Source organism: Nocardioides sp. NPDC006273, assembly GCF_040613495.1.
Lineage (GTDB): Bacteria > Actinomycetota > Actinomycetes > Propionibacteriales > Nocardioidaceae > Nocardioides.
In genome coordinates, this window is sequence record NZ_JBEXSD010000101.1 from 1 (window position 1) to 11377 (window position 11377).

Annotated in this window: 10 protein-coding genes; 8 read left to right on the forward strand and 2 right to left on the reverse strand. The window is 70.3% G+C overall.

Annotated features, from left to right (window positions below; all coding sequences use genetic code 11):
- Nucleotides 1-91 precede the first annotated feature (91 nt).
- The 5 genes from ABZZ22_RS26075 (at nucleotide 92) to ABZZ22_RS26095 (ending at nucleotide 5300) form a co-directional block, all read left to right on the forward strand.
- Nucleotides 92-1273 (forward strand): glycerate kinase, encoded by a 1182-nt coding sequence (locus tag ABZZ22_RS26075; RefSeq protein WP_354938148.1) that lies wholly within the window; start codon nucleotides 92-94, stop codon nucleotides 1271-1273.
- Between the two features lie 235 nt (nucleotides 1274-1508).
- A complete protein-coding gene (locus ABZZ22_RS26080) occupies nucleotides 1509-2381 on the forward strand; it encodes a fumarylacetoacetate hydrolase family protein (protein WP_354938151.1) in 873 nt (290 codons plus the stop codon).
- Nucleotides 2378-3736, forward strand: coding sequence for an allantoinase AllB (allB, locus tag ABZZ22_RS26085; RefSeq protein WP_354938154.1), 1359 nt, complete (start codon nucleotides 2378-2380; stop codon nucleotides 3734-3736). The genes ABZZ22_RS26080 and allB overlap by 4 nt, the downstream gene beginning before the upstream one ends.
- Nucleotides 3733-4566, forward strand: coding sequence for a bifunctional allantoicase/(S)-ureidoglycine aminohydrolase (locus ABZZ22_RS26090; RefSeq protein ID WP_354938157.1), 834 nt, complete (start codon nucleotides 3733-3735; stop codon nucleotides 4564-4566). Before allB ends, ABZZ22_RS26090 begins: the two co-directional genes overlap by 4 nt.
- On the forward strand, nucleotides 4566-5300 hold the full coding sequence (locus tag ABZZ22_RS26095; protein WP_354938160.1) for an SDR family oxidoreductase: 735 nt from the start codon (nucleotides 4566-4568) through the stop codon (nucleotides 5298-5300). The genes ABZZ22_RS26090 and ABZZ22_RS26095 overlap by 1 nt, the downstream gene beginning before the upstream one ends.
- A 21-nt stretch (nucleotides 5301-5321) precedes the next feature.
- On the opposite strand, the gene ABZZ22_RS26100 is transcribed toward ABZZ22_RS26095, so the two are convergent.
- A complete protein-coding gene (locus tag ABZZ22_RS26100) occupies nucleotides 5322-6629 on the reverse strand; it encodes a hypothetical protein (RefSeq protein WP_354938163.1) in 1308 nt (435 codons plus the stop codon).
- A gap of 163 nt (nucleotides 6630-6792) precedes the next feature.
- Between ABZZ22_RS26100 and ABZZ22_RS26105 the strand changes: the two genes are divergently transcribed.
- Nucleotides 6793-7380, forward strand: coding sequence for a hypothetical protein (locus ABZZ22_RS26105; protein WP_354938166.1), 588 nt, complete (start codon nucleotides 6793-6795; stop codon nucleotides 7378-7380).
- A gap of 16 nt (nucleotides 7381-7396) precedes the next feature.
- Here ABZZ22_RS26105 and ABZZ22_RS26110 read toward each other — a convergent pair whose 3' ends face one another.
- Complete coding sequence (locus tag ABZZ22_RS26110) at nucleotides 7397-7783, reverse strand: hypothetical protein (RefSeq protein WP_354938169.1); 387 nt, start codon at nucleotides 7781-7783, stop codon at nucleotides 7397-7399.
- Nucleotides 7784-8053: 270 nt separating this feature from the next.
- Between ABZZ22_RS26110 and ABZZ22_RS26115 the strand changes: the two genes are divergently transcribed.
- Together ABZZ22_RS26115 and ABZZ22_RS26120 are read left to right on the forward strand one after the other, a co-directional pair.
- Nucleotides 8054-10060, forward strand: coding sequence for an FAD-dependent oxidoreductase (locus ABZZ22_RS26115; protein WP_354938172.1), 2007 nt, complete (start codon nucleotides 8054-8056; stop codon nucleotides 10058-10060).
- The gene (locus ABZZ22_RS26120) at nucleotides 10057-11286 is read left to right on the forward strand and encodes a class I SAM-dependent methyltransferase (RefSeq protein WP_354938175.1); all 1230 of its coding nucleotides are present in this window, start codon (nucleotides 10057-10059) and stop codon (nucleotides 11284-11286) included. The genes ABZZ22_RS26115 and ABZZ22_RS26120 overlap by 4 nt, the downstream gene beginning before the upstream one ends.
- Nucleotides 11287-11377: the final 91 nt, after the last annotated feature.

Sequence of the window (11377 nt, forward strand, 5' to 3'; positions counted from 1 at the left end):
GAAGGCCGCTACGCCCAGCGCCAGCGCGGCGGACCCGACGCCCATTGCGGCGTAGATCAGACCGGCCTCCTCCGGGCGGCCGTGGTCGGTCATGACGAGCCGACTCGACGGAGATTTCGGTCAGGATGAGCCGACTCGGCCTGCGCGGCGCGTGCTGGTCGCCTCCGACAAGTTCAAGGGATCGCTCACCGCGGCCGAGGTCGCGGCGGCGGTGGGCGCCGGGATCCGCCGGGGGAGTCCCGGTGTGGTCGTCGACGCGATCCCGGTCGCCGACGGTGGTGACGGCACCTTGGCGGCGGCCGAGTCCGCCGGGTTCGTCCTCGTGCCGGTCCGCGTGACCGGTCCGACAGGAGAGCCGGTCGAGACCACGTACGCTCGGCGCGACGACGTCGCGGTCGTCGAGCTCGCCGACGCTTCCGGGTTGGCGCGGCTGCCAGGTGTGCCGGATCCGATGCGGGCCTCCAGCCTCGGGGTCGGGCAGGCGATGGCGGCCGCGATCGATGCGGGCTGTCGCCGGATCGTGCTCGGGATCGGAGGCAGCGCCAGCACCGACGGGGGAGCGGGCCTGCTCTGCGGGCTGGGCGCCAGGTTGTTCACCGTCGCCGGGAACCCGGCGGGTCCAGGTGGAGCCGGGCTCGAGGAGGTCGCCCGGATCGAGGTCGATGAGCTGCGGCGGCGCCTCGAAGGGGTCTCCGTCACCGTCGCGTGCGACGTCGACAACCCGCTCACCGGTCCCACCGGTGCGGCCGCGGTCTATGGCCCGCAGAAGGGCGCCGATGCGGACCAGGTTCGACGGCTGGACGCCGCGCTCGGCCGCTGGGCATCTCTGGTGGCGTCGTTCACCGGGACCGATCTCCGCGGGCACCCTGGCGCCGGTGCGGCCGGCGGTGTCGGCTTCGCCGCACTCGCCCTGCTCGGCGCGGAGCTCCGCTCGGGCATCGAGCTCGTGCTCGAGCTGGTCGACTTCTCCGCCCGGCTGGACGGCGCGCACCTCGTCGTCACCGGCGAGGGCGCGCTTGACGAACAGACCCTCAACGGCAAGGCGCCGGCCGGCGTCGCCGCAGCAGCCGCGCGCGCCGGTGTTCCCGTCGTGGCGGTCTGCGGCGTCAACGACCTCGAACCCGACCGCTTGCGGGCCGCCGGGATCGGCGCTGCGTACGCCTTGACCGACATCGAGCCCGACCGGCAACGCTGCCTGACCGAGGGCGCCGTTCTGCTCGAGCAGATCGCCGAGCAGATCGCCATCGACCATCTCATCAAGGAGGATGCGTGAGCGAGCTGCGGAATGCTCACCGAGGTAACTCGCTGAGCGGCTACTGCCTTCGTGGAGTTCCACGAGGTGAGTGCATCGAGACCGAGGTAACTCGGTCGGCATCCGACGGGGGAGCCATGAGCGGGCGGCGGAATGCTCACCGAGGTAACTCGGTGAGCGGCTACTGCCTTCGTGGAGTTCCACGAGGGAACCGCAACCAGACCGAGGTAACTCGGTCAGCATCCGAGGAGGCCGCATGAGACTGCTGAGTGTGGGCCCGCCGGGCCAGGAGCGCCCCGCCGCCCTCGACGACCAGGACATGCTGCGTGATCTGTCGGCCGCTGTGCCGAGGATCGACGGCGACCTGCTCGGCGACCCGGTGCGGCTCAAGTTGATTCAAGACCTGATCGCCTCGGGCCGCCTCCCCGTCGTCGCCGACGGCATTCGGATCGGACCGCCCGTGGCGAGGCCAGGCAAGGTCGTCGGGGTCGGGCTCAACTACCAGGACCACGCGGAGGAGGCCGGGGTCGCGGTCCCGGACGAGCCGGTCGTCTTCCTCAAGCCCTCGACCTCGATCGTGGGTCCCTACGACGCGATCGAGCTGCCTCCCGGATCGACGACGACCGACTACGAGGTCGAGCTGGGTGTGGTCCTCGGCCGTCGGCTGTCCCGGTGCACGGACCCGCGGCAGGCGCTGGCCGCGGTCGGGGGCTACCTCAACGCCGACGACGTCAGCGAGCGCGCGCGGATCGCGGCGGGGCCGACGTGGGCGAAGGGGAAGTGTGCCGACACCTTCACCCCGATCGGGCCGTGGCTCGTCACCGCGGACGCCGTCGAGGACCCGCAGGCCCTGAGCCTGGAGCTCTGGGTCGACGGCGAGAGCCGGCAACGCGGGACGACCGCACAAATGGCACGAAGTGTGGGAGAGCTGCTCGCCTTCCTCAGTACGCTGATGACGCTCGAGCCCGGCGACCTGGTCCTGACCGGGACGCCTGGCGGCGTCGCGGCGTTGCGGCCCGAGCCGCGGCCCTTCCTCCGCGACGGGCAGGTGGTGGAGGCCGAGGTGAGCGGTCTCGGCCGACAGCGCACGCGGGTGATGGCAGTCGAAGAGGCAGAGGTGACGGTGTGAACGGAGATCTTGATGTCGTCTTCCGGGCGGCACGCATGGTGACCCCGGACGGCGAGGTGGCCGGCGCCGTCGGAGTCCGCGACGGTCGGATCGTCGCCGTCGAAGCCGGCGCCTCGGGCCTGACGGCCGACCGTGTGGTCGAGCTCGCCGACGACGAGGTGCTGATGCCCGGGGTGGTCGACGCACACGTGCACGTCAACGACCCCGGCCGGACCGAGTGGGAGGGCTTCGCCTCCGCGACCCGAGCCGCGGCTGCCGGCGGGGTCACCACGATCGTCGACATGCCGCTCAACAGCATCCCGCCGACCTGCGACCTCCCGGCGCTGGAGCTCAAGCGCGGGACCGCCGCCGACCAGGCCTTCGTCGACATCGGCTTCTGGGGCGGCGCCATCCCCGGCAACGTGCCGGCGCTGCGTACGCTGCACGAGGCCGGGGTCTCCGGCTTCAAGTGCTTCCTGCTGCACTCGGGTGTCGACGAGTTCCCGCCGCTCGACGCGGAGGAGCTCGAGCTCGCGATGCGGGAGATCGCCTCCTTCGACGGTCTGCTGATCGTGCACGCCGAGGACGCCCACGCGATCGAGCACGCGCCGGCGCCGGTCGGCGGGGCGTACCAGAGCTTCTTGAGCAGCCGGCCGCGCGACGCCGAGAACCTGGCCGTCGCCGGTGTGATCGAGCTCGCCCGGGCCACCGGCTGCCGGGTCCACATCCTGCACGTCTCCAGCGCGGACGTGCTCACCACGATCGATGCGGCCCGCCGCGACGGCGTCCGGATCACCGCGGAGACCTGCCCGCACTACCTGACCTTCGCCGCGGAGGAGATCCCCGACGGAGCCACGCAGTACAAGTGCTGCCCGCCGATCCGAGAGGCGGCCAATCGCGAGCTTCTCTGGCAGGGTTTGCGTGAAGGCGTCATCGACATGGTCGTCACCGACCACTCGCCCTCGACCATTGACCTGAAGGTCCTCGACACCGGCGACTTCGGTGTCGCCTGGGGCGGGATCTCCTCGCTCCAGCTCGGGCTCTCCGCGGTCTGGACCGAGGCGCAGGCACGCGGTCTCACGCTCGTCGACGTCGCTCGCTGGATGTCCGAGGCGCCGGCGCGTCACGCCGGACTGGCGCGCAAGGGCAGGATCGCCGTCGGCCAGGACGCCGACTTCTGCGTCCTCGCCCCCGACGACTCCTTCGTCGTCGATGCCGCGACGCTCCATCACAAGAACGCCGTCACGCCCTACCACGGCCGGCTCCTCGCGGGCGTTGTCCGCGAGACCTGGCTGCGTGGCGAGAAGATCGACATCGAGGCCGCGCCCCAGGGCCGGCTGCTCAGCAGAGTCACCACAGAAGGAGCCCGACCATGAGCGAACCCCGCTACTACGCCCCGACCGGCGGCCACCCGTCGCAGCGTGAGCTGACCACCGACCGGGCCGTCTTCACCGAGGCGTACGCCGTGCTCCCGCGTGGCACGATGCGCGACATCGTCACCAGCAAGCTCCCGTTCTGGGAGGGCACCCGGCTGTGGGTGATCGCCCGCCCGCTCTCGGGCTTCGCCGAGACCTTCTCGCAGTACATCGTCGAGGTCTCGCCCGGCGGTGGCAGCGACAAGCCCGAGCTCGACCCGGGCGCCGAGGGTGTCCTGTTCGTGGTGGAGGGCGCGTTGACGCTCTCGATTGACGAGGAGCAGCATGACCTCGCCCCCGGCGGGTACGCCTTCCTTCCACCAAACACCGCCTGGACGCTGCACAACACCAGCGACCGGGTCGCCCGCTTCCACTGGATCCGCAAGGCCTACCAGCGGGTCGACGGCATCGAGGTGCCGGAGCCGTTCGTCACCAACGAGGTCGACGTGCCCGGCGGCGAGATGCCCGGCACCGACGGCGCGTGGAGGACCCAGCGCTTCGTCGACCCCGACGACGTACGCCACGACATGCACGTCAACATCGTCAGCTTCGAGCCCGGCGGCGCGATCCCGTTCCCGGAGACGCACGTGATGGAGCACGGTCTCTACGTGCTCGAGGGCAAGGCCGTCTACCTGCTCAACAAGGACTGGGTCGAGGTGCAGGAGGGCGACTTCATGTGGCTGCGGGCCTTCTGCCCGCAGGCCTGCTACGCCGGTGGTCCCGGCCGGTTCCGCTACCTGCTCTACAAGGACGTCAACCGGCACGCGGTCCTGTCGAGGCAGTTCAGCTGATGCCGGTCGCGGTCGTCACCGGGGCAGGCTCGGGGCTGGGGCGCGTGATCGCCCAGGCGCTGGACGGCGCCGGTTTCCAGGTCGCCCTGCTCGGACGTACGCAGGCCTCGCTCGAGGAGACCGCGTCGGTGATGGCGCGGTCGATAGTGGTGCCCACGGACGTCGCATCCGCCGCCGAGGTGGAGGCAGCGTTCGCCGCCGTCGTGAGCATGTGTGGGCGCGTGGACCTGCTGGTCAACAACGCGGGCACCTTCGGGCCGAGCGCCGAGGTCGACGAGATCCCGCCCGAGGAGTTCGCCGCGACACTGGCCGTCAACGTCACCGGCTCCTTCCTCTGCGCTCGCGAGGCCTTCGCCCAGATGAAGCGGCAGGACCCGCGCGGCGGGAGGATCATCAACAACGGCTCGATCTCGGCGCACGTACCGCGACCGGGGAGCACGGCCTACACCACCTCCAAGCACGCGATCACCGGGCTCACCCGCGCGCTGGCCCTCGACGGCCGCGCCCACGACATCGCCGTCGGCCAGATCGACATCGGCAACGCGGCCACCGAGATGACCGCCGGCATCGCGGTCGGCGCCCGTCAGGCCGACGGCACCGTACGCCCCGAGCCGACCTTCGACCCGCAGCACGTCGCCGACGCGGTCGTCGCAATGGCCCGGCTGCCGCTCGGTGTCAGCGTGCCCGCGATGACCATCCTCGCGACCGGGATGCCTTACGCCGGCCGCGGCTGAGGCCGCAGCTCCAGCGGTCGACTACTCGTCGGCTCCTTCTTGGCCAAGAGCCCGCTTGCGCTGCTGCTCCTCCTGCCGCTGCCAGGCGACTCGCTTCTCGTACTCGTCGTCGCTGTAGTCCTTGGAATAGTCGGCCTGGTAGTCGATGGCCGCGTCGGTCTTCTCCTCGTCCTTGCCGCGGCCACCCCGGCCACGGGCCGCACCAGCGCCACCAGGCGCGGCGTTCTTCAGGCCCTGGCGGTTGCCGGCCCCGGCCATCCCGGCTCTGCCGCCTCGGCCGCCGGCCGCGCCAGCACGTCCCGCCGATCCGCGGGAGCCGGCCGCGCCGGCCCGCGACGCCGGAGCGGCCGTACGCGCACCGCCGGCCGCACTCCTGGCCGCCACGGTCGCCTTCGCGGGCGCACCGGCAGCACGGGCGGCCCCGAGCCGGCTGGCGACCGCCTTCGCGATGCCTGCTCCCAGCGCCACTCCACCACCGATGGCGAGCGCGCCCATCCCCGGTCCGCCCGCCATCGGGGCCAGCCCCTGGGCGGTCTCCACCATCGCGTACGACGTCGCCGGCGCGGGGTTGCCATAGGCATCGATCCACTCCGTGCCGTTCCACTCGGGCTGGTTGGTGGCCTCGTGGGCCTTGATGTTCTCGCGCTCCTGCGCGTGGATCTCGTGGCCCACCCCGTCGGGGTACAACGTGCCGGAGTTGGTCGCGGCGATCCGTGCCTTCGAGGCCTGGATCTGGCTGTAGGAGCCTGGTTGCGAGGTAGGGGTCCCCGGGGGCAGCGGCGGGGAGTTGGTGCCGTCGTCGAACAGCGCCCGGATCTTCGGCTCGTCCTCGCGCACTGCGTCATCGACATAGCCGACCTGCGCGGCGGCCTCGGTCTCCGCGTGTGCGATCGCTGCCTCGTTCGCAGCATGGGTGGCCCTTGCCGCCTTCAACGCCGCTGTGTTCGCCTCACCATCTACCCCGATTCCCTCGGTAGGGTACTTCGCCGGGTCCGGCGCCGGGCCGTGAGTCTCGGGCAGGGTGGTTGCCAGCTTGGCGTACTGCGACCGCGCCGTGGACAGCGTGCCCCGGAAGTGCATCATCGCCGCAACGGCTTCCTTCAGGACATCGCTCTTGTCGGTCGTCTCCTTGCCTGCCTGCTGCATCTCCCGACGCGCCGTCTGCCCCGATTCCGAGGCCGACGAGAACCCGTCCTCCACCTTCTTGCCGTTCTCGTGGAGGGTGCGGCCTGCCTCGCGGAACCTGCGCTCACCGGATGCCCATCTCCGAATGACCTCATCGAGGACTGTTTCGTCGGCACCTTCCACATACGCTTTGAGTCGTTCCATCCAGGGCCCACGTACGGTCATGGTCGCTCCCTCCCGAGGAAGTGTCGAGGAGCCCGCTGCCGCCCCGCACACCAAGATTCTTTAGCACGATCCCCAGGGTCGTCCAGGCATCAGGCCACCTGCCCTACAGTTTCGACTCATGAGAACCTCTCGGAGCCTCGCCGTGGTCACCCTGGCCACAGCACTTGGCCTAGCCCTCTCGGGGTGCGGAACCAGCGATGGACCGGATGCTGAACCAACGGCTGCCAGTAGCGCCGCTGAGGCTTCGCCCAGCCCCGCCGGACCAGCAGCGCCTGACGGCTGGAAGCCCGCATCGGCCGAGGTCGCACAGCTCCGCGTGCCTCAGAACTGGGAGCTCGACTCCTACGCGGATCAGGCGCAAACGATGATCGCCCCCAAGAACAAAGTCGGGCTCTCGCCTGGCTCCGGCGAGATCATGGCGGGCGCTTACGGCGCCGACGGAGACATCAAAGAAGCTGTTGAGGGACTCGCGAAACTTCTGCACGACCAATTGAAGGCGGACTCCAGTCTCACCAGGCTCGAGCGCTTGCCTGACGAGACCATCAACGGGACGCTCTTCTACCACTTCCGTGCCGAGACTGAGTTCACCTGGCAAGACCACTACGGCACTGTCGCATCGGCGACTCGCGATCAGGTCACGGTCACCTGGGAGTTCAACAAGTCCGACATCGACCGCAAGGGCGCTGAGGCCTTGATCGCCCCGATCATGGCGACGTACGAGGTCCTCTGAGGTCAGTCCGCTGGGCTCAGATCGGCATGTTCCTGCCGATCGCGGTGCCCTTCTGGTTGAACATCACGAGCGGGTTGCTCAGCATCTGCAGCGCCTCGGCCATGGTCTGCGCGATCGCGGCCTGACCCTCATCGGTCGCCATGATGTCGCTCTGCGCCTTCTCGGTGGCGTCGGCGTACTTGCCCAGACCCTGCGCCGTCTCCTTCTTGGCCTTGATGAGGTTCTGATGCGCGAGCGCGACCGTCTGCGCCATCCCCTGTGCCAACGCCGACCCACCGAAGACCGTGGCAGGAGGAGCCTGCCCTAGGTCAAGGCTCTGCACCAGGTCCTGCTCCGCCAGCAGGTTCTGGTTGGCCTCTCGCAGCTTGTCGAAGTCAGCCCTGATCTCGTCGCTGTCACCCATGATGTTCCTCCCCAAGAGCACGTACACGCGCCCAGCCGAACGCTCCGCATCAGTACATCACCCAATACTGCGATTGTCAGGCCAGGTGAGCTCCCGCCCGGACGTCTTGGAGCTGACATGTGATTCCGGCCCGACCAGGTGCGCGAACGGATCCGCGGCACCCAGGTGACGGAAAAGATGGAGTGAAGCCAATCCGAATCGCTCCGGTGACCGAAGACCGGGTGTCGGCGCCCTTGCGTCGACCGCCCCACTTCGACCCCGAGGAGCCCGATGAGCAGCGCCGACCACGAAGGCCGCCGGATCGCGGTGGTAGGCAGCGGTGTGGCCGGGCTGACCGCGGCGTACGTCGCCTCCGGCCACGGCGCGGTCACGCTGTTCGAGGCCGACGACCGGCTGGGTGGCCACGCCGACACCCACCGCGTCACCGCTCCCGACGGCAGCGAGCTGGCGATCGACACCGGGTTCATCGTGCACAACCGGCGTACGTATCCGACCCTGCTTCGGCTCTTCGCCGAGCTCGACGTACCGACCCAGGTCTCGGAGATGTCGATGTCGGTGCGCTCGGAGGCCGCTGACGTCGAGTACGCCGGGGCGCGCGGGCTGCGCGGGGTGCTGCCCGACCGGCGGGCGCTGCGGCCGGCGCACCTGCGGATGCTCACCGAGATCCCGCGGTTCCATCGGGCCGCCCGGGCGCTGCTCGCCGGTGGTGAGCCGGACGACCGCACCCTCGAGGCGTTCCTGGACGAGCACGGGTTCACCCCGCACTTCCGCCGCCACTTCATGGCCCCGCTGGTCGCCGCGGTGTGGTCCTGCGACCCGGAGACGGCGCTGAGGTACCCGGCTCGCTACCTCTTCGAGTTCCTCAGCCACCACGGGATGCTGCAGGTCTTCGGCTCACCGCGCTGGCGCACGGTCACGGGTGGGTCGGCGACGTACGTCGAGCGGGTCGCCGCCGCGATCCGCGAACGTGGCGGCCGGCTGCTGACCTCGACGAAGGTGGTCACCGTGGTCGAGACCGACGCCGGTGTCGAGATCACCGACGGCAACGGACGGACCGAGCTCTTCGAGGCTGTCGTGCTGGCCACCCACCCGGGGCAGTCGCTGGCCATGCTGGGCGAGCCCACGGCTGCCCAGAGCGAGATCCTGGGCGCGTTCCCGTACTCCGCCAACCAGGCCCAGCTGCACACCGACACCAGCCTGCTGCCGCCCGACGAGCGCACCTGGGCGTCGTGGAACTACCTGGAGCGCCCGGGCCGCGGGCAGGTCACGCTGACCTACGACCTCACCCGGTTGATGCGGCTGCCGACTCCCGGCGGCGTACGTCACCTGGTAACTCTGGGCGGGGCCGACCTGATCGACCCGGAGAAGGTCATCGCCACCATGGAGTACGAGCACCCGCTCTACACCCCGGAGTCGGTGGCCGCCCAGCAGCGTGCCGACGAGCTGGACTCCGACCGGCTGGTCTTCGCCGGCGCGTGGCGCGGCTGGGGCTTCCACGAGGACGGCGCCCGATCCGGGGCGCGGGCGGCAGAGCGGCTCGGGCTGTCCTGGACGCGTCCCGACGAGCGCCCCGACGAGTCGGCGACCGGCCTGTATCGGACCACGATCAGCCACACCCGGCGGGCACCGCTGCGGAACCGGTTCGTGCATCGCTCGTACTGGCAGGTGGTGGATCTGGACCGGCTGCCCGACCGAGGCGTCCTCGGCCGTTTCGAGTCGCGTGACCATCTGGGCGACCCCGAGCTCTCGATCCGGGAGAACCTCGCCGCGTTCCTGAGGTTCCACGACCTCGATCTGGGCGACGCACGCGTGCTGATGGCGGCCCAGCCGAGGGCGTTCGGATTCTGCTTCAACCCGATCAGCGTCTACTGGTGCACCGCCGCCTCCGGGGAGCCGCTGGCGACCGTGGTCGAGGTCCACAACACCTACGGCGACCGGCACGCCTACCTCGTCCACCCCGACGAACGGCATCGCGCACGGGTCGCGAAGGCGATGTACGTCTCGCCGTTTCACGGTGTCGACGGCCACTACGACCTGACCGTGCCGCCACCCGACGGCCGGCTCCAGGTCACCGTCCGGCTGAACACCGATGACGGGACCGTCTTCGACGCCGCCGTACGCGGCTCTCGGGTCGAACCGCGGTTCGGAGCCGCGCTCCGTTCCGCCCCGGCCGCGCTGCTCGGCGCGGTCTGGATCCACCTCCACGGCGCAGCGCTGTGGCTACGACGTCTGCCGGTCCAGAGACGACCACGGCACCACCAGGAAGGAGTCCGATGACCACCATCGAAGCACCCACCACCCAGGCTCGGGTCGCGGACCGTTGGCCGATGCTGCAAGAGGCACCCACCGGACCGCTCACCCGGGTGACCGCGGCTGCCGCGGCGACCTTGTTCCGGACCGCCACGAAGCGGCTCGGGATCAGCGTGAGCGAGGACGGTAGCCCGGCCGACATCGTGCTGCACCGGCCCGAGGAGCTCTACGCCCGGCTCAGCCGCCATGGGCTGATCGGGCTCGGCGAGGCGTACATGACCGGGGCCTGGGAGGCCCCGGAGCTGGGGGACACCCTGACCGTGCTGTGCCGGGACCTCGACGGTCTCCTTCCCGGATGGGCACAGCGGCTGCGCGGCGTCTACGAGCGGCGCCGCGGCGAGAAGGACCTGAACACCCCCGAGAACGCCCGCGAGCACATCGGCCACCACTACGACCTGTCCAACGACTTCTTCGCGCTCTTCCTGGACCCGACGATGAGCTACTCGGCGGGCCTGTTCTCCTCTCTGCCCTCGACCGAGGACCTCGCGCTCGCCCAGCACCGCAAGATCGACCGGATCCTCGACGAGGCCGGCGTCGGAGCGGGCACCCGGGTGCTCGAGATCGGCACCGGCTGGGGCGAGCTCGCCCTGCGGGCTGCCGCCCGGGGCGCCCAGGTCACCTCGGTGACGCTCTCCGTCGAGCAGGCCGAGCTGGCGCGCCGCCGGGTCGGCGCGGCCGGTCTGGGCCATCGGATCGACGTCGAGCTGTGCGACTACCGGGCCGTGGAGGGGACGTACGACGCGGTGGTCTCGGTCGAGATGATCGAGGCGGTCGGCGAACGGTTCTGGCCGGTCTACTTCGCGAAGATCGACGAGGTCCTGGCCCCGGGCGGCACCCCGGTGATCCAGGCGATCACCATGCCGCACGGCCGGATGCTGGCGACCAGGAACACCGAGACCTGGATCACCAAGTACATCTTCCCCGGCGGACTGCTCCCCTCGACCGAGGCGATCACCGACGTCGTCGACACGCACACCGGGCTCCGGGTGCGCAGCCGGCTCTCGTTCGGTGCCCACTACGCGGAGACCCTGCGGCGCTGGGACATCGCGTTGCGTGAGCACACCGACGAGGTCCGGGCGCTCGGGTTCGACGAGACGTTCCTGCGGATGTGGCACTTCTACCTGGAGTACACCCGCGCCGGGTTCGCGGCCGACTACATCGATGTCCAGCAGGTGACGTTCACCCGGGACTAGATGATTGATGCAAGGGCTGGGCGAGCCGATTCGCGCTCGGCGCCGCGCTCGCAAAGGCCACTTCGTTCAGACCTCGCCTCGAAGGAATACC